Source organism: Rhizobium sp. rho-13.1 (assembly GCF_007000305.1).
Classification (GTDB): Bacteria; Pseudomonadota; Alphaproteobacteria; order Rhizobiales; family Rhizobiaceae; genus Rhizobium; species Rhizobium rhododendri.
Window position 1 is genome coordinate 228,352 of sequence record NZ_SCFL01000001.1, and the last position, 18,718, is coordinate 247,069.

Consider the following 18,718-nt stretch of genomic DNA (forward strand, 5'->3'; position numbering starts at 1 on the left):
CTAAATCTTTGTGAACGCCGTTGGAATAATCGCGTTTTTGGAAGATCATGTCGCGCTGCGGTCGCTGACGGCTTCGCAGGGTGGAGACAAACCATGACAGCAGCCTACCCGATCGACCATCTGGTCCTGCCGACCTGTGATATAGCCTCTGCGCGCCAGCGGCTGAGCAAGGTCGGCTTCACTGTCGCTGCCGATGCACGGCATCCCTTTGGTACTGAAAATGCTTGCGTTTTCTTTGCCGACAAGACCTATCTCGAGCCACTCGGCATTGCCAGTCTCTCGGAGTGCGAGGCGTCGGCGCTGGCCGGCAATGTCTTCGTCGCGCGCGACCAGGCTTTCCGGTTTCGCGTCGGCGACGATGGTTTTTCCTCCATTGCCTTCGCAACCGGCAATGCTGAAAGCGACCAGCAGCGCTTTCTCGACAGCGGGGTCTCGGGCGGCAAGATCCTCGAGTTCGAAAGGCCGTTGCGCATGCCGGACGGGTCCGAATCGATCGCCGGCTTTCGACTTGCCTTCGCTGCAGATTTGCGTGCCCCGGATTTCTTCGTTTTCACCTGCGAGCGCATCAATGCGATGCCGACGGATCGCAGCGCGCTGGAGAGGCATCCGAACGGCGTTCTCGGCATTTCGCGCATTGTACTGTCCTCCGCCAGTCCGGAGGCGTTTTCCGGGCTCATCAGCGAAGTTGGCAATGGTGCCGCAATCGCTCCGCATTCCTTTGGCATCACAGCATCGTCGGCCAATGTGGAAATCGACATCTTGAGCGGCGAGGGGATGGAGGCCTTCTATGAGGTGGCGCCATCCGGTGAAGATCCGGGCCTGCGGGGGCGGGCAATCGTCTTTGCCGTTCGCGATCTTTCCGTGACAGAAGCGCATTTGGCTGGTAACGGCGTGACCTACACACGCAAGAGCAACACTATTCTGGTGAAGGCCGCTCCCGGGCAGGGGGCATTGTTTGCCTTCGAGGAGACAGCATGAGCCATTCGACAAATTCGGACGTGGTCGCCGGCGAAGGCCCCGGCAAGGTCACTTTCTCCAACAGCAAGCGCCTCTCGCTGATTGCCGGTCCCTGCCAGATGGAGAGCCGCGACCATGCCTTCACGATAGCCGGCAAGCTCAAGGAACTCTGCGCCTCGCTCGGTATCGGGCTCGTCTACAAGTCGTCCTTCGACAAGGCCAACCGCACATCCCTGTCCGCCCAGCGCGGCCTTGGGCTGGAAGCGGCTCTGGAGATCTTCGCCGATCTGAAGCAGGAATACGGTTTCCCGGTGCTCACCGACATCCACACGGAAGAGCAGTGCGCGCTTGTCGCCAAGACCGTGGATGTCCTGCAGATCCCGGCTTTCCTGTCGCGCCAGACCGATCTTCTGGTCGCTGCCGCCAAGACCGGCCGCATCATCAACGTCAAGAAGGGTCAGTTCCTCGCCCCCTGGGACATGAAGAACGTGCTGGCCAAGCTTAACGACAGCGGAAACCCGAATATCCTGCTCTGCGAACGCGGAGCCTCCTTCGGCTACAATACGCTGGTCTCCGATATGCGCTCGCTGCCGATCATGGCGGCGATGGGCGCTCCGGTGATCTTCGATGCTACCCACTCCGTGCAGCAGCCCGGTGGCCAGGGCGCATCGTCAGGCGGCCAGCGCGAATTCGTGGAAACCCTTGCCCGCGCGGCCGTTGCCGTCGGCGTCGCCGGCGTCTTTATCGAAACCCACGAGGATCCCGACCATGCGCCGTCCGATGGCCCCAACATGGTGCATCTGAAAGACATGCCGCAGCTGCTCGAAAAGCTACTGGCATTCGACGCCATCGCCAAGGCCTAGCATCTGCGGGAGCGTTCAACAGGCTGACATGATCTTGGTTTAGTCGGCTATGACGTTCCCTCATTCGAAGCGCGTGATGGCATTGTAATTGTCACGCCTTCGATTTAGAGATTTCAATCGATTATAACCAGCGAGCAGGAACCAGCCATGACCGCAATCACCGACATTATCGCCCGCGAGATTCTCGACAGCCGCGGCAACCCGACTGTCGAAGTCGACGTATATCTGGAAGACGGCAGCATGGGTCGCGCCGCAGTCCCGTCGGGCGCCTCGACAGGTGCCCACGAGGCAGTCGAATTGCGCGATGGTGGCTCGCGTTACCACGGCAAGGGCGTCGAAAAGGCTGTAGAAGCCGTCGATACCGAGATTTTTGAGGCCATCGGCGGTCTCGATGCTGAAAACCAGATCCAGATCGACAACCTGATGATTGAGCTGGATGGCACGGCCAACAAGTCCCGCCTCGGCGCCAACGCCATCCTCGGTGTATCGCTCGCCGTCGCCAAGGCCGCTGCCCAGAGCGCCGACTTGCCGCTCTATCGCTACGTCGGCGGCGCTTATGCCAGCCTTCTGCCTGTGCCGATGATGAACATCATCAACGGCGGTGCCCACGCCGACAACCCGATCGACTTCCAGGAATTCATGATTCTCCCCGTCGGTGCAGAAACCTTCTCCGATGCCGTCCGCATGGGCTCCGAAGTTTTCCACGTGCTGAAGAAGGAGCTGTCGGCCCAGGGTCATAACACCAATGTCGGCGACGAAGGCGGTTTCGCACCGGGCCTGAAGAGCGCGCCGGAAGCCCTGGACTTCATCATGAAGTCGATCGAGAAGGCCGGCTATCGTCCCGGCGAAGACATCTACCTCGGCCTCGATTGCGCTGCGACCGAGTTCTTCAAGGACGGCAAGTACGTTCTCGAAGGCGAAGGCCGCACGCTGGAGCCGGGCGCCATGGCTGAATACCTTGCCGAACTCGCTGCCAAGTATCCGATCCTGTCGATCGAAGACGGCATGTCCGAAGACGATTGGGAAGGCTGGAAGACGCTGACCGAGCTTGCCGGCAAGACCACCCAGCTGGTTGGCGACGACCTTTTCGTCACCAACTCCTCGCGCCTTCGCGACGGCATCAAGATGGGCGTCGCCAACTCGATCCTCGTTAAGGTCAACCAGATCGGCACGCTGACCGAAACGCTCGACGCCGTCGAAACGGCCCACAAGGCCGGCTACACCGCCGTCATGTCGCACCGCTCCGGCGAAACCGAGGATTCGACGATTGCCGATCTCGCGGTCGCCACCAACTGCGGCCAGATCAAAACCGGCTCGCTGTCGCGCTCGGACCGTCTTGCCAAGTACAACCAGCTGATCCGCATCGAGGAAATGCTCGGTCCGCAGGCCCGCTACGCCGGCACGTCCATCCTGCGCGGCTGATACCAGACGCATCCGCTTTTCTACCAACCGCGCCTTCGGGCGCGGTTTTTTAGTCGATCTCGCAACACGGTCAACGGACGGTTAATCTCTGCCGTCTAGTGTCGCTCACACGGGTACAGCGTATGGGCAAACGGCATGTGGACAAAATATCATAAGAAGAAGCGGCTCGGTCACCTGGTTCTTCCAGCCATCACCGTCGCCTTCGTATCCTATTTCGGCTACCACTGCGTCCATGGCGACTACGGCCTGCGGGCGACCGAAGTCTTCGAGCAGCAGCGACTGGCCCGCTCCAAGGATCTGGCCGATCTCGTTGCTAAGCGACAGCACCTTGAAAAGGAGGTTGCCCTGCTCAGCGACGGATCGCTCGACAAGGACATGCTTGATGAAAAGGCCCGTTACCAGCTCGATTATTCCAAGGCCGACGAAATCGTCATCTTCAACAAATAGCGCGATTAACTGAATTTCAGTTAATCGAAGATTTTATTTATTTTTCAGTGACTTATATCGAATACTAGCCATGCGTTTATGGCATTGCTGCATCTGTTAATCTTCCCTATGTTACGCGTCACCATTGATCGATGCTTATCACACAGGGGAGGGTTGAATGGCGCCGAAAATCGCGTCCGTTTCCAACCGGAAAACGTCCAAGTCAGCACGTGTTGAAACCAACGGCGGTCCTATCGCCGATTTCGATCGCGACGAAGAGCTGAAAGCCTACCGCGAAATGCTGCTCATCCGGCGTTTCGAGGAAAAGGCCGGACAGTTGTACGGCATGGGGTTCATCGGCGGATTCTGTCACCTCTACATCGGCCAGGAAGCTGTCGTCGTCGGCATGCAGATGGCCCAGAAGGAAGGCGATCAGGTCATCACGGCCTATCGCGACCACGGCCACATGCTCGCTTGCGGCATGGAAGCGCGTGGCGTCATGGCCGAACTGACTGGTCGCAGCAGCGGCTATTCGCACGGCAAGGGCGGCTCGATGCACATGTTCTCGAAAGAGAAGCATTTCTACGGCGGTCACGGTATCGTCGGCGCGCAGGTTTCGCTCGGCACCGGGCTCGCTTTCGCCAACAAATACCGTGGCAATGACAGCGTCTCTGTCGCCTATTTCGGTGACGGTGCTGCCAACCAGGGCCAGGTCTACGAGAGCTTCAATATGGCTGCTCTCTGGAAGCTGCCGATCGTCTATATCATCGAGAACAACCACTACGCCATGGGCACGTCCTCGGCCCGCGCGACGGCGCAGTCCAACTATTCGCTTCGCGGTTCGGGCTTCGGCATTCCCGGTATGCAGGTCGATGGCATGGATGTGCGCGCCGTCAAGGCGGCAGCCGACGAGGCGCTCCAGCATTGCCGGTCCGGCAAGGGCCCGATCATTCTCGAAATGCTGACCTACCGTTATCGCGGCCATTCGATGTCCGACCCGGCGAAGTATCGCTCCAAGGACGAAGTGCAGAAGATGCGCTCAGAACATGATCCGATCGAGCAGGTGCGCTTGCGCCTGGTCGGAAAGGGCTGGGCATCCGAAGACGATCTGAAAGCGATCGACAAGGATGTTCGCGATATCGTTGCTGACAGTGCCGATTTCGCCCAGTCCGAGCCGGAGCCGGATGCATCCGCGCTCTATACAGACATTCTGCTCTGATCGGGGAGGGAACCCATGCCTATCGATATCCTGATGCCCGCCCTCTCTCCGACGATGGAAGAAGGCACACTGTCCAAATGGCTGAAGAAGGAAGGTGACAAGGTCACCTCCGGCGACGTCATTGCCGAAATTGAAACCGACAAGGCGACGATGGAAGTCGAAGCCGTCGACGAAGGCACGATCGGCAAGCTCCTGGTCGCCGAAGGCACCCAGGGCGTCAAGGTCAATGCCAAGATCGCGATCCTGCTGGCCGAAGGTGAAAGCACCGACGCCATGAGCGCCGGTTCGGACACCGAAGAGGCTGCGGCCCCCAAGGCCGATGCCGACACGCCGGCTGCGACCAGCAACGACGCCGGCGGCAAGGCCCGCCAATCGGCCGATGAGCCGACGGCCCGCGCCGACAGCAAGGTACCGGCCCAGCCAAAGGCTCATATCGCTGCCGATCCGGACATCCCGGCCGGCACCGAAATGGTCTCGACGACCGTACGCGACGCACTCCGCGACGCCATGGCCGAAGAAATGCGCGCTGACGATAACGTCTTTGTCATGGGCGAGGAAGTGGCCGAGTACCAGGGCGCGTACAAGGTGACGCAAGGGTTGCTGCAGGAATTCGGCGCCCGCCGCGTTATCGATACCCCGATCACCGAGCACGGCTTTGCCGGTATCGGCGTCGGTGCCGCCATGTCAGGTCTGAAGCCGATCGTCGAGTTCATGACGTTCAACTTCGCCATGCAGGCCATCGACCAGATCATCAACTCGGCTGCCAAGACGCTCTATATGTCCGGCGGCCAGATGGGTGCGCCGATCGTCTTCCGTGGCCCGAATGGTGCGGCTGCCCGCGTCGGTGCCCAGCATAGCCAGGACTACTCTGCCTGGTACAGCCAGATCCCGGGCCTCAAGGTTGTCATGCCGTACACGGCAGCCGACGCCAAGGGCCTTCTGAAGGCTGCAATCCGCGATCCTAACCCGGTGGTCTTCCTCGAGAATGAAATCCTCTACGGCCAGCATTTCGATGTGCCGAAGATGGACAACTTCGTGCTGCCGATCGGCAAGGCCCGTATCCACCGTACCGGCAAGGACGTGACGATCGTTTCGTTCGGCATCGGCATGACCTACGCGGTCAAGGCTGTCGCCGAACTCGAACAGCTCGGCATCGACGTCGAACTGATCGATCTGCGCACGCTGCGTCCGATGGATCTGCCGACCGTTATCGAATCGGTGAAGAAGACCGGTCGCCTCGTCACCGTCGAGGAAGGCTATCCGCAGAACTCGGTCGGTACCGAAATCGCCACCCGCGTCATGCAGCAGGCTTTCGACTACCTCGATGCGCCGATCCTGACGATCGCCGGCAAGGACGTTCCGATGCCCTACGCCGCCAATCTCGAAAAGCTGGCCCTTCCGAACGTCGGCGAAGTCGTCGATGCGGTGAAAGCCGTCTGCTACAAATAAGGGGAAGGTCTTTCGATGCCTATCAACATCACCATGCCTGCCCTGTCGCCGACCATGGAAGAGGGTACGCTCTCCAAGTGGCTGGTCAAGGAAGGCGATCAGGTCAAGTCCGGCGACGTGCTGGCCGAGATTGAAACCGACAAGGCCACCATGGAAGTCGAGGCAATCGACGAGGGCACCGTTGCCAAGCTCGTCGTTGCCGCCGGTACTCAGGGCGTCAAGGTCAACGCGTTGATCGCCATACTGGCCGCCGATGGCGAGGACGTCGGTGCTGCTGCGAGCGGTGCGGGTTCCGCAGCCCCGGCTGCAGCGTCCGCGCCGAAGTCGGAAGCTGCACCTGCCTCCAAGGCCGAGGAAGCCGTCAAGGCGGATGCGCCGGCGGTCGCTGCCGCAGCACCTGCTGCGCCGAAGGCCGCTCCTGCAGCTGCCAGCGGCGCCCGGACCTTCTCGTCGCCGCTTGCCCGTCGCCTGGCGAAGGAAGCCGGAATTGATGTGTCGGCAGTGGCCGGCTCCGGCCCGCATGGTCGCGTCGTCAAGAGCGATGTCGAAGCTGCGGTAGCTGGTGGCGGCGCCAAAGCGGCCTCCGCACCGTCTGCAACAGCTGCATCGGCCCCAGCCGCGAGCCTGCCGAAGGGTGCGTCGGACGAAGCCGTCATGAAGCTGTTCGAAGCCGGCTCCTACGAGCTTGTGCCGCATGACAACATGCGCAAGATCATCGCCAAGCGTCTGGTCGAATCCAAGCAGACCATCCCGCATTTCTATGTCACGGTGGATTGCAATCTCGATGCGCTGATGGCGTTGCGCGCGCAGCTCAACGATGCCGCACCGCGCAAGGACAGCGCGCCGGCCTACAAGCTGTCGGTCAACGACATGATCATCAAGGCGATGGCACTTGCGCTCCGCGATGTCCCGGATGCCAACGTGTCGTGGACCGAGAACGCCATGGTCAAGCACAAGCACGTGGACGTCGGCGTCGCCGTCTCCATCCCGGGCGGCCTGATCACGCCGATCATCCGCAAGGCCGAGCTGAAGACGTTGTCTGCAATCTCCAACGAGATGAAGGACCTCGGCAAGCGGGCCAAGGAACGCAAGCTGAAGCCGGAAGAGTTCCAGGGCGGCACGACGTCGGTCTCGAACATGGGCATGATGGGCGTCAAGGAATTTGCCGCCGTCATCAACCCGCCGCACTCGACCATCCTGGCCGTGGGCGCAGGCGAGCAGCGCGTCATCGTCAAGAAGGGCGAAATGGCGATCGCCACCGTGATGAGCGTCACGCTGTCGACCGATCATCGCAGCGTTGACGGTGCCCTCGGCGCCCAGCTTCTCGCCGCCTTCAAGGGCTACATCGAGAACCCGATGGGCATGCTGGTTTAGCGAATTTCCCTCCCCCTCGCGGGGAGGGTGTCCGCGTCAGCGGACGGGTGGGGGTGGTTCCATAGGGAAGGCATTGTATGGCATGGAATCGGGACAAGCCAAATTCCCCCAGCGCCTCAGCTGCCCGGAATGCTCACAAGCTGCGCAAGCTCATGACCGACGCAGAACGCCGTCTTTGGACCGCCCTTCGCCGAGAGATGACTGAATTAAAAGATACACATTTCCGTAGGCAAATGGCTATCGGGCCCTACGTCGCGGATTTTGTATGCCTTGGACGACGATTGATTATCGAGGTTGACGGCAAGATTCATGACGATAGGGATCAGCGCTTGCGTGATGCCGTACGTGATACTTATCTACGAGGCGAAGGCTTTCGCGTGATGCGGTTCTCAAATACGGACGTGATGTTGGACATGCCATTGGTGCTGAGACGAATCGTAGCGGCGATTGCCACCCCCACCCCTAGCCCCTCCCCGCAAGGGGTAGGGGAACCGGAGGCACTGCCATGAAAACTGTTCTTTGCTACGGCGACTCCCTGACCTGGGGCTACGATGCCGACACGCTCGGTCGGCATGAATTCGAAAACCGCTGGCCGAGCGTGCTGCAGGAAGCACTCGGCGGCAAGGTTCGCGTCATTGCGGAAGGTCTGAATGGCCGCACCACGGCCTTCGACGACCATCTCGCCGATGGCGATCGCAATGGAGCGCGGATCCTGCCGACCATCCTCGAGACGCATGCGCCGGTCGATCTCGTCGTCATCCTGCTCGGCACCAACGACATGAAGCCGGTGCTGGCCGGTTCGGCCTTTGCCGCCTGCCAGGGGATGGGGCGGCTCGTTGGGCTGATCCGCCACCACGACTGGGCGTTCGACTACGATGCCCCGGAAATCCTGATCGTTGCGCCGCCGATCATCTGCGAAACGGCCAATGCGCCATTTGCCGCGATGTTTGCCGGCGGCGTGGAAGAATCGCCGAAGCTGGCGACGCTCTATCGCGACCTGGCGGACGAGACGGGCTGTGGCTTCTTCGACGGTGCCTCGGTTGCCGTCACGACACCGCTCGACGGTGTTCACCTCGATGTTGAAAATACAAAGGCACTTGGCCGCGGCCTCGAGCCGATCGTGCGGATGATGCTTGGACTTTGATTGATCTCTCGGCTGGCCCTGGTTTTCGTGCGGCCAGCAACGACAAGAAACGACAAGACAGGAATTAAAATGGCAGAGAACTACGACGTCATTATCATCGGCTCCGGCCCCGGCGGTTACGTGGCGGCGATCCGCGCAGCCCAACTGGGCCTCAAGACGGCGATCGTCGAGCGCGAGCATCTCGGTGGAATCTGCCTGAACTGGGGCTGTATCCCGACCAAAGCGCTGCTTCGCTCGGCCGAGGTGATGGACCACGCCAACCATTTCAAAGATTACGGCCTGGTGCTCGAAGGCACCGTCAAGCCGGACGTGACCGCAGTCGTCGCCCGTTCGCGCGCCGTTTCCGCGCGGCTGACCGGCGGCGTTGCCTTTCTGATGAAGAAGAACAAGATCGACGTCATCTGGGGTGAAGCGAAAATCACCAAGCTCGGCGAGATCGTCGTCACCAAGTCGAAGAAGCCTGCCGTTCAGCCGCAGAACCCGCTGCCGAAGAACATCAAGAGCGAAGACGGCACCTACAACGCCAAGCACATCATCGTCGCCACCGGCGCTCGTCCGCGTGCGTTGCCGGGCATCGAGCCGGACGGCAAGCTCATCTGGACCTATTTCGAGGCTATGAAGCCCCAGGCTCTGCCGAAGACGCTGCTCGTCATGGGCTCCGGCGCCATCGGCATCGAGTTCGCCAGCTTCTATCGTTCCATGGGCGTCGACGTCACCGTCGTCGAGGTCATGTCTTCGATCATGCCTGTCGAAGATGTCGAGATTTCCGCCATCGCCAAGAAGCAACTCGAGAAGCGCGGCCTCAAGTTCATCCTCGACGCCAAGGTCACCAAAGTCGAAAAATCAGCCGACAGCATCACCGCCACCATCGAGACCAAGGATGGCAAGAGCCAGCAGATCACCGCCGACCGGATGATTTCGGCCGTCGGCGTCGTTGGCAATATCGACAATCTCGGTCTCGAAGCGCTCGGCGTGAAGACCGATCGCGGCTGCGTTGTCATCGACGGCTACGGCAAGACCAACGTCCCCGGCATCTATGCGATCGGCGATGTCGCGGGTCCTCCGATGCTTGCCCATAAGGCCGAGCATGAAGGCGTCGTCTGCGTCGAGAAGATCGCCGGACTGCCGAATGTCCACGCCACCGACAAGAGCAAGGTTCCCGGCTGCACCTACTGCAATCCGCAGGTGGCATCGGTCGGCCTTACAGAAGCCAAGGCCAAGGAACTCGGCCGCGACATCCGCGTCGGCCGCTTTCCTTTCGCTGCCAACGGCAAGGCCATTGCGCTCGGCGAAGACCAGGGGCTTTGCAAGGTCATCTTCGACAACAAGACGGGCGAATTGCTTGGCGCGCACATGGTCGGCGCCGAGGTCACCGAACTTATCCAGGGCTTCGTCATCGCGATGAACCTGGAGACGACGGAAGAAGAGCTCATGCACACCATCTTCCCGCATCCGACGGTATCGGAGACGATGAAGGAAGCATCGCTGGACGCCTACGGCCGCGCGCTGAACGCTTGATAGACCGCTAAGCCGCCCTCTATTGGAGCGGACCAATGCAAAGGAGATTATCATGTCAATTCTATCGCAGCCTTGGGTCGTATTCCTGCTGATCGGCCTCGTGGCGGGCTTCCTCGCCAGCCTAGTAGTCGGCGGCGGCGGTTTGCTCAGCTGCCTGCTGAGCGGCGTCATCGGTGCGTTCGTCGGTGGCTTTCTGTTTCACGCGCTGGGCATCTCGCTCGGCATCCAAAATCTGCTGGTCGTGCAGATCATTCATGCGACCGTTGGCGCCATCATTGTGGTGTTGCTGGCGCGAGCGATAGCCTGAGGCTAAAGGGCAAATCATGGGCGTAGGTTGGATTGGCGCTATCATCATCGGCGGACTTGCTGGCTGGCTGGCCGGCAAGCTGATGGAAGCGCGTTATGGCATCCTCTTGAATATCGTGCTCGGCATCGTCGGATCGGTGGTGGCAAACGCCATCCTGACCCAGTTCCACATCGCCGTGGCAGACACACGCATGGGCTTTTTCATCACCGGTTTCCTCGGTGCCTGCATTCTGATATTTCTCGCCCGGCTCGTCCAGCGATAGGTTTGTCGCTCTAGGCGGCAGAAAGAACGTTATGGTCACGATTCTCGACACCATCAATCCATTCGCCCTGCGCATCCGCCACCCGGAAAAGGCCCACAAGCCCGATACCGAAGTGCTGCGCAAGCCGGACTGGATCCGCGTCAAGGCCCCGACCTCGAAGGGCTACGCGGAAACGCGCGCCATCGTCAAGGAACACAAGCTCGTCACCGTCTGCGAAGAGGCGGGCTGCCCCAACATTGGCGAGTGCTGGGAGAAGAAGCACGCGACCTTCATGATCATGGGCGAGATCTGCACCCGCGCCTGTGCCTTCTGCAACGTCTCGACCGGCAAGCCCAATGCCCTCGACATGGCGGAGCCTGAAAACGTCGCCAAGGCCGTCAAGGAAATGGGCCTCAGCCACGTGGTCATTACGTCAGTCGACCGTGACGACCTCGCCGATGGCGGCGCCGAGCATTTCGAGAAGGTGATCTGGGCGATCCGGGCCTCGTCTCCGCTGACCACCATCGAGATCCTGACGCCTGACTTCCTGAAGAAGCCCGGTGCGCTGGAGCGGGTCGTCGCTGCCAAGCCCGACGTCTTCAACCACAACATGGAAACGGTGCCCGGCAACTACCTGACGGTCCGCCCCGGTGCACGCTATTTCCACTCCATCCGCCTGCTACAGCGCGTGAAGGAACTCGACCCGACAATGTTCACCAAGTCCGGCATCATGGTCGGCCTCGGCGAAGAGCGCAACGAAGTGCTGCAGCTGATGGACGACCTGCGCACCGCCGATGTCGACTTCCTGACCATCGGCCAGTATCTGCAGCCGACCCGCAAGCACCATGCCGTGATGAGCTTCGTCACGCCGGACGAGTTCAAGTCCTACGAGACGGTTGCCTACACCAAGGGCTTCCTGATGGTGGCGTCCAGCCCCCTGACACGATCCTCCCACCACGCCGGAGACGATTTCGCGCGGCTTCGTGCGGCGCGCGAGCGAAAGGTGCTGATGGCGGCGGAGTAGGCGGCACTACTGGAGTGAGCCTGTTCTGTCCGACCAACTGAGGTTGGAATGGTGATCTCCCGCTGTCATCCGCCGGTCATCGAAGCGGTTTAGGGCGTCGTCCGCGAATAGCAGCCTTGGTCTCTGAGGTTCGATGAGGGCAGGGCGATCAACGCGGAGGCAGGCGATGACTGCATTAACGAAGCCCGAGGCCCCGAACTACCTGACTGATATCACAGACGTGGCCGGTCGCATCGCAAAAGCCAGTCGCATCATGGTGATCGGTTGCTCCGGCGGCGGTAAATCGACCTTGTCGCAATATCTGGCCGCACGCTTCGGCCTCACCTATGTCTCGATCGATCGTGATATTCTCTGGCTCCCCGGCTGGGCTCAGCGCGACAAGCAGGAACAGCGGCGGCTGATGGCCGAAAAGGTGCAGGAGGACAGATGGGCCTTCGACGGTACCGGTCCCACCAGTTTTGACATCCGCCTCCCTCGCACCGACATCGTCATCTGGGTGCGCATGCCGCGTCTTCTCTGCATCTGGGGAATAACGACGCGCTGGTTCCGATGGATCGGCCGAACGCGGCCCGAGATGGCGCCTGGTTGTCCCGAGAAGCTCGATTGGGAGTTCCTGCGCTATGTCTGGACGTTCGACAATCGCTTTGCGCCCCTGGTGGTCGCTTCGCTGGTGCAGAACGGACCCAATGTTCCCGTTTTCCAACTAAAATCGCGCCGCCAGATGCGCAGGCTTCTTGATCTTCTGGGTCCGCCCGCTTAATTGCCGCTCATGCCAAAGTTCGAAACCCACCGTCCTGTTCCCCATACGCCCGATCAGATGTTCGACCTCGTCGCCGATGTCGAGCGCTATCCGGAATTTCTGCCGCTCTGCAACGGCCTCGTGGTGCGCAGCCGCAAGGAGCGCGACGGCAAGACCTTGCTGGTTGCCGACATGACGGTGGGCTACAAGGCCATCCGCGAGACCTTCACCACACAGGTGCTGCTCAACCGGGCGGAGCACGCCATCGACGTCCAGTACATCGACGGCCCCTTCAAATATCTCGACAACCGCTGGCGCTTCCAGCCCGACGGAAACGGGGGCTGCACCATCGACTTCTTCATCGACTACGAATTCAAGAGCCGTATTCTCGGCGCGCTGATGGGCTCGATGTTCGACAGGGCGTTCCGCATGTTCACGGAAGCCTTCGAGACCCGGGCCGGCAAGATCTACGCCTGAGCGAGATCCAGCAGCATCTCCAGCGCGGTCGCCACGGTTGCCAGCCGCACGGAATCCCGACCGAGATCGCCATAGCGCATCTCACGATGAACGATCGCGCCGCTGCGGGCACGAGCGGCGAGGTGCACGAGCCCGACCGGTTTTTCGGCGGAGCCGCCGCCCGGACCGGCAATGCCGGTGACGGCAACGGCAAGCGCTGCATGCGAGCGGAACAGGGCGCCCTGAACCATCTGCAGCGCGGTCTCTGCAGACACAGCGCCATAGGCCACAAGCGTCGCTTCCTGCACCCCGAGCATCTCCATCTTCGCCGTGTTGGTATAGGTGACGAAGCCACGGTCTACCACTGCCGACGACCCGGCGACATCCGTGAGCGAGCCGGCAATCAGGCCGCCCGTACAGGATTCCGCAGTGGCCACCATGAAGCCGCGCGACTTGCAAAGCGTGACAAGCCGGGCCGCGAGTGTTGCGACCGGATCGGTAAAGGTGCTCATGGCTTGTTGCTCCTGTAGACCACTGTCGCCGTCGCAATCGCCGCAATGCCCTCGCGGCGGCCGATAAAGCCGATTTCCTCGTTCGTGGTCGCCTTGACCGAGCAGCGGTCGAGACTGATTCCGAGGCATTCCGAGAGCTTCTGGCGCATTTCGAGCCGGTGCGGGCCGATCTTTGGCGCTTCGGCGATCAGCGTCACATCGGCATTCATGATCGTCCCGCCAGCATCGCGAACGATCCGGGCAGCATGCTCGATGAAGATCCGCGATGCGGCTCCTCGCCACTGCGGGTCGCTTGGCGGGAAGTGATCGCCGATATCGCCTGCACCGCAGGTGGCAAGCAGCGCATCGGTCAGGGCATGCAGCGCCACGTCGGCGTCTGAATGGCCTTTCAGCCGCTGGTCATGGGGCAGGAATATGCCGCAGAGAGTGACACCGTCGCCGGGCTCCAGTTGATGTACGTCGTAGCCGTTGCCGGTCCGCACGTCGGGAAGGTTTGCCGACATTCTCTCATCTGCCATGCTGATATCCCTTGCGATCGTCAGTTTGATGTTGTCCGGGCTACCGGCCACCAGTTGGACCGGCAGACCTGCCCATTCGGCAATCGATGCATCATCCGTGAAATCCGACCGACCGTCGAGCGCGGCCTTTTCATGGGCGGCAAGAATAGCGGTAAGCTCGAAGGCCTGCGGCGTCTGGGCAGCGTAGAGCCCGGCGCGGGCAACGGTTTCAACCACGAGACCGACAGAGCCGAGCCGCTTCAGCGTATCGGCGACCTGTATCGCAGGCAGCACGGCCGAGGCGCCGTTGTCGAGCGCGGTCATGATCTCGTCGAGGAGGGTATGGTTAAAAAACGGGCGGACCGCATCGTGGATCAGCACATGAGTGACGTCGGCAGCCTCCAGCGACCTCAGGCCGGCCAGCACGGATTGCTGGCGTGTCTCGCCGCCAAATACGGTGGAGACCGATGCTGCTTCGCTGATTCCCCCAAGCGCCTTCGCCAGCAGCGCTTCGTCATCACGATGAATAACCACGACTATTTGCAAAGGCTGGCGCCACGTCATAAAGCCTTCAAGCGTATGGGCGATAATCGCCTTGCCGCCGATCGGACGATACTGCTTCGGCCCGTCTTCCGGTGAACCTGCCCGCTCGCCCCGCCCGGCCGCAACGACGATAATTCCGATCTTGATCGGTTGCTTTGCGTGCATTTGCGTCCTAAACCCCGGATTGTCAGTCAAGTTCTGAAAGCGGGTCTATCGTCTCCCCCCGGGCTTTTCCAGCATTTGCCCAAAAAATATCGAGCACCTCCGAAAGCGCTTGGCAAGCATCGTAATTGTGGCTAAAAATAGTGCAAATTCCTCGCGTGCCCGAAAGATAACCGATTGTCAGCCATCGACATTGCATCCCCTTTGTCCATCGGGCCTGTCCAGATTAGAAACCGGGTGGTGCTTGCGCCGATGTCCGGGGTGACGGATCTGCCCTTTCGCCAACTGGCAATGTGCTTCGGTGCGGGCCTTGTCGTCACTGAAATGGTGGCGAGCCGCGAGCTCGTTCAGGACACGGCAGAATCCTGGTCGCGCCTCAAGCATGCAGGTCTAAAGCCCCATATGGTGCAACTTGCCGGTCGCGATGCCTACTGGCTGGCGGAAGCTGCGAAGATTGCCGCCGGAAACGGCGCAGATATCATCGATATCAACATGGGTTGCCCGGCCAAGAAGGTCATTGGCGGCTATGCCGGTTCGGCCCTGATGCGCGAGCCCGATCATGCACTGTCGCTGATCGAGGCAACGGTCAACGCCGTCGACGTGCCGGTAACGCTGAAGATGCGCCTTGGATGGGACGAGAAGTCCATCAATGCCCCCGATATCGCAAGGCGCGCCGAGCAGGCCGGCATCAAGCTCGTCACGATCCACGGTAGAACGCGCATGCAGTTCTATCAGGGGCGCGCCGATTGGGATGCGATCCGCGCAGTGCGCGACGCTGTCTCCATTCCCCTGGTTGCAAACGGCGATGTCGAGACATCCGGGGACGTTGCCGAGATCCTCCGTCGCTCGGGCGCCGATGCCGTCATGGTGGGACGCGGATGCCAGGGGCGACCCTGGCACGCCGGTTTCCTTGCCGGCCATGCAGCCCCTTCGGCAACCGAGATCGCCGACATTGCTGTCGACCATTATCACGCCATGCTCGAATTCCATGGTGCTCAGGTCGGCTTGCGTCATGCGCGCAAGCACCTGGGTTGGTATCTCGATCGCCATGCGCCGGCCTTCGACAAATCGGTCATCATGACATCGACCGATGCAGGGCAGGTGGCATCGCTTTTACACGAGGCGCTGTCCGGTCAATCGGGCGGCTCCCAAATGACGCAGGAGGCAGCATGACTTCCGGGTCAAAACACGAGCCCGCCGGCCACACCGTTGCCATGGCGGTGCTCAACGCCATCCAGAACCCCGTCGTCATGGTCGACGAGGCCGGCCTGATGGTTTTTGCCAACTGGGAGGCCGAGGCATTCTTCGGCGCCAGTGCCTCGCATCTGGCGCGCTACAATATCTCGACCTTCATTCCTTTTGGCAGCCCTTTGATCGGACTGATAGACCAGGTGCGCGAACGCCGCGCGCCGGTCAGCGAATACCGCGTCGACCTGAGTTCGCCGCGCCTCGGCCAGGACAAGCTTGTCGACATCTACGTGGCGCCGGTGGTGAGCGAGCCCGGCTGCGTCGTGATTGTCTTCCAGGAACGCTCGATGGCCGACAAGATCGACCGTCAACTGACGCACAGAGCCGCAGCCCGTTCCGTTACCGGTCTCGCCTCGATGCTCGCCCATGAAATCAAGAACCCGCTTTCGGGCATTCGCGGCGCCGCCCAGTTGCTCGAACAGTCGGCTGCAGACGATGACCGCGCCCTGACCCGTCTGATCTGCGACGAGACCGACCGGATCGTATCGCTCGTCGACCGCATGGAAGTGTTCTCCGACGAGCGACCGGTCGACCGGACGCCGGTCAATATCCACTCCGTGCTCGACCGGGTGAAGGCCGTCGCCAAGGCGGGCTTCGGGCGCAACATCAAGATCACCGAGAACTACGATCCGTCGTTGCCAGCCGTCTACGCCAACCGGGACCAGCTTGTGCAGGTCTTTCTCAACCTCATCAAGAACGCCGCTGAGGCCGTTGCCGACCGCCCCGATGGCGAGATCGTGCTGACCACCGCCTATCGACCGGGCATTCGGCTTTCGGTTGCCGGCTCGCGCGAAAAGATTTCGCTGCCGCTGGAGTTCTGCGTCATCGACAATGGACCGGGCGTGCCGGCCGATTTGCTGCCGCACCTGTTCGATCCGTTCATCACCACCAAGACCAACGGCACCGGCCTCGGCCTTGCGCTGGTCGCCAAGATCATTGGCGATCACGGCGGCATTGTCGAATGCGACAGCCAGAACCACAAGACCACCTTCCGCGTTTTGATGCCGGCTTCCAAGGGTACCACTCCCGAAGACTCCCTTCCCGCGAACACCACAGGATCTTCCAGATGACTGCTACGATACTTGTCGCTGACGACGATGCGGCCATTCGCACAGTTCTCAACCAGGCCCTCAGCCGGGCAGGGTACGATGTGCGCATCACGTCCAATGCCGCCACGCTCTGGCGCTGGATTTCCGCCGGCGAGGGCGATCTTGTGGTCACCGACGTGGTGATGCCCGACGAGAACGCCTTCGACCTGCTGCCGCGCATCAAGAAGGCAAGGCCTGAACTGCCTGTGCTGGTGATGAGCGCGCAGAATACGTTCATGACGGCGATCAAGGCGTCGGAGAAGGGGGCCTACGACTACCTGCCGAAGCCGTTCGACCTTACCGAACTGATCGCCATCATCGGCCGCGCGCTCGCCGAGCCGAAGCGTCGCCCGATGAAGATCGAGGACGACATGCAGGACGGAATGCCACTCGTCGGCCGTTCGGCGGCGATGCAGGAAATCTACCGGGTGCTCGCCCGCCTGATGCAGACCGACCTGACGCTGATGATCACCGGCGAATCGGGCACCGGCAAAGAGCTCGTCGCCCGGGCGCTACACGACTACGGTAAGCGCCGAAACGGTCCCTTCGTCGCCATCAACATGGCAGCCATTCCGCGAGACCTGATCGAATCGGAACTGTTCGGCCATGAAAAGGGAGCCTTCACCGGCGCCCAGAATCGCTCGACAGGTCGTTTCGAGCAGGCCGAGGGCGGCACGCTGTTCCTGGATGAAATCGGCGACATGCCGATGGATGCCCAGACCCGATTGCTGCGCGTTCTGCAGCAGGGGGAGTACACCACAGTCGGTGGTCGCACGCCGATCCGCACCGATGTCCGCATTGTCGCGGCTACCAACAAGGATCTGAAGCAGGCGATCAACCAGGGCGTTTTCCGCGAAGACCTGTATTACCGCCTCAACGTCGTGCCGCTGCGCCTGCCGCCGCTGCGCGACCGCGCCGAGGACATTCCTGATCTGGTCCGCCATTTCATCCAGCAGGCCGAAAAAGAAGGTCTCGGTACCAAGCGATTCGACACCGAAGCGCTTGAGCTGATGAAAGCCTATCCGTGGCCCGGCAACGTCCGCGAGCTGGAAAACCTCATCCGACGCCTGATGGCGCTCTATCCGCAGGAAGTCATCACCCGCGAGATCATCGATTCGGAACTCCGCGCCGATGTCGCCGACAGCCCGATCGACAAGGGCCCGGTACGCACGGGAACGATGACCATCGCCCAGGCGGTGGAAGAAAACATGCGCGCCTATTTCACCAGCTTCGGCGATAACCTGCCACCGCCCGGCCTTTACGATCGCGTTCTCACGGAGCTCGAATATCCGCTGATTCTGGCCGCGCTGACGGCCACACGGGGTAACCAGATCAAGGCGGCCGATCTCCTCGGTCTCAACCGCAATACTTTGCGCAAGAAGATCCGGGAACTGGGCGTCTCCGTGTACCGCAGTTCGCGCACGGCTTGACAACCGCCTCGCAACCGTTGCATTTTCGCCACAATGCGTTGCTTAAAGGTCACGCAGCCGGTGGAGGAATTTCCGAGGCGGTCTTGCGACAATCGCAAT

General features: G+C 61.2%; 19 protein-coding genes. 17 read left to right on the plus strand and 2 right to left on the minus strand.

Annotated elements, in window-relative coordinates; genetic code table 11:
• Positions 1-93 precede the first annotated feature (93 nt).
• The 14 genes from EQW76_RS01355 to EQW76_RS01425 all read left to right on the plus strand — a co-directional run bounded on the left by EQW76_RS01355 (position 94) and on the right by EQW76_RS01425 (position 13,160).
• A complete protein-coding gene (locus EQW76_RS01355; protein WP_142822555.1) occupies positions 94-978 on the plus strand; it encodes a VOC family protein in 885 nt (294 codons plus the stop codon).
• Complete coding sequence (gene kdsA, locus EQW76_RS01360; protein WP_142822556.1) at positions 975-1,820, plus strand: 3-deoxy-8-phosphooctulonate synthase; 846 nt, start codon at positions 975-977, stop codon at positions 1,818-1,820. The genes EQW76_RS01355 and kdsA overlap by 4 nt, the downstream gene beginning before the upstream one ends.
• 147 nt (positions 1,821-1,967) lie before the next feature.
• On the plus strand, positions 1,968-3,242 hold the full coding sequence (gene eno, locus EQW76_RS01365; RefSeq protein WP_142822558.1) for a phosphopyruvate hydratase: 1,275 nt from the start codon (positions 1,968-1,970) through the stop codon (positions 3,240-3,242).
• 135 nt (positions 3,243-3,377) lie between these two features.
• Positions 3,378-3,689 (plus strand): septum formation initiator family protein, encoded by a 312-nt coding sequence (locus tag EQW76_RS01370; RefSeq protein WP_111215546.1) that lies wholly within the window; start codon positions 3,378-3,380, stop codon positions 3,687-3,689.
• A gap of 157 nt (positions 3,690-3,846) precedes the next feature.
• Entirely contained in the window at positions 3,847-4,887 is a 1,041-nt protein-coding gene (gene pdhA / locus EQW76_RS01375) for a pyruvate dehydrogenase (acetyl-transferring) E1 component subunit alpha (protein ID WP_142822560.1), read from the plus strand.
• Positions 4,888-4,902: 15 nt separating this feature from the next.
• A complete protein-coding gene (locus EQW76_RS01380; protein ID WP_142822562.1) occupies positions 4,903-6,336 on the plus strand; it encodes a pyruvate dehydrogenase complex E1 component subunit beta in 1,434 nt (477 codons plus the stop codon).
• A gap of 15 nt (positions 6,337-6,351) precedes the next feature.
• A complete protein-coding gene (locus tag EQW76_RS01385) occupies positions 6,352-7,710 on the plus strand; it encodes a pyruvate dehydrogenase complex dihydrolipoamide acetyltransferase (protein ID WP_142822563.1) in 1,359 nt (452 codons plus the stop codon).
• Positions 7,711-8,215: 505 nt separating this feature from the next.
• Complete coding sequence (locus EQW76_RS01395; RefSeq protein WP_142822565.1) at positions 8,216-8,854, plus strand: SGNH/GDSL hydrolase family protein; 639 nt, start codon at positions 8,216-8,218, stop codon at positions 8,852-8,854.
• 69 nt (positions 8,855-8,923) lie between these two features.
• On the plus strand, positions 8,924-10,372 hold the full coding sequence (lpdA, locus tag EQW76_RS01400; RefSeq protein ID WP_142822567.1) for a dihydrolipoyl dehydrogenase: 1,449 nt from the start codon (positions 8,924-8,926) through the stop codon (positions 10,370-10,372).
• Between the two features lie 52 nt (positions 10,373-10,424).
• The gene (locus tag EQW76_RS01405; protein ID WP_142822569.1) at positions 10,425-10,679 is read left to right on the plus strand and encodes a GlsB/YeaQ/YmgE family stress response membrane protein; all 255 of its coding nucleotides are present in this window, start codon (positions 10,425-10,427) and stop codon (positions 10,677-10,679) included.
• A gap of 13 nt (positions 10,680-10,692) precedes the next feature.
• Complete coding sequence (locus EQW76_RS01410) at positions 10,693-10,941, plus strand: GlsB/YeaQ/YmgE family stress response membrane protein (RefSeq protein WP_111215561.1); 249 nt, start codon at positions 10,693-10,695, stop codon at positions 10,939-10,941.
• 31 nt (positions 10,942-10,972) lie between these two features.
• The gene (gene lipA / locus EQW76_RS01415) at positions 10,973-11,944 is read left to right on the plus strand and encodes a lipoyl synthase (protein WP_142822570.1); all 972 of its coding nucleotides are present in this window, start codon (positions 10,973-10,975) and stop codon (positions 11,942-11,944) included.
• A 166-nt stretch (positions 11,945-12,110) separates the two neighbouring features.
• Entirely contained in the window at positions 12,111-12,704 is a 594-nt protein-coding gene (locus tag EQW76_RS01420; protein WP_142822572.1) for an AAA family ATPase, read from the plus strand.
• A 9-nt stretch (positions 12,705-12,713) separates the two neighbouring features.
• Complete coding sequence (locus tag EQW76_RS01425; RefSeq protein WP_142822573.1) at positions 12,714-13,160, plus strand: type II toxin-antitoxin system RatA family toxin; 447 nt, start codon at positions 12,714-12,716, stop codon at positions 13,158-13,160.
• Here the strand turns inward: EQW76_RS01425 and EQW76_RS01430 are convergent.
• Positions 13,151-13,651 carry a CinA family protein gene (locus EQW76_RS01430; protein WP_142822575.1) on the minus strand — a complete coding sequence of 167 codons (501 nt, stop codon included), beginning with the start codon at positions 13,649-13,651 and terminating at the stop codon, positions 13,151-13,153. The genes EQW76_RS01425 and EQW76_RS01430 overlap by 10 nt on opposite strands.
• Entirely contained in the window at positions 13,648-14,856 is a 1,209-nt protein-coding gene (locus tag EQW76_RS01435) for a bifunctional 2-C-methyl-D-erythritol 4-phosphate cytidylyltransferase/2-C-methyl-D-erythritol 2,4-cyclodiphosphate synthase (protein WP_142822577.1), read from the minus strand. The genes EQW76_RS01430 and EQW76_RS01435 overlap by 4 nt, the downstream gene beginning before the upstream one ends.
• Before the next feature lie 174 nt (positions 14,857-15,030).
• Between EQW76_RS01435 and dusB the strand changes: the two genes are divergently transcribed.
• The 3 genes from dusB to ntrC are packed head-to-tail and all read left to right on the plus strand — an operon-like array spanning position 15,031 to position 18,619.
• Positions 15,031-16,026: a tRNA dihydrouridine synthase DusB gene (dusB, locus tag EQW76_RS01440; protein ID WP_142822579.1), complete on the plus strand. Its 996-nt coding sequence runs from the start codon at positions 15,031-15,033 to the stop codon at positions 16,024-16,026.
• Positions 16,023-17,171, plus strand: a complete 1,149-nt coding sequence (locus EQW76_RS01445; protein WP_142822581.1) for a nitrogen regulation protein NR(II) — start codon at positions 16,023-16,025, stop codon at positions 17,169-17,171. The genes dusB and EQW76_RS01445 overlap by 4 nt, the downstream gene beginning before the upstream one ends.
• The gene (gene ntrC / locus EQW76_RS01450) at positions 17,168-18,619 is read left to right on the plus strand and encodes a nitrogen regulation protein NR(I) (protein WP_142822582.1); all 1,452 of its coding nucleotides are present in this window, start codon (positions 17,168-17,170) and stop codon (positions 18,617-18,619) included. Before EQW76_RS01445 ends, ntrC begins: the two co-directional genes overlap by 4 nt.
• The last annotated feature ends 99 nt before the right edge of the window (positions 18,620-18,718 follow it).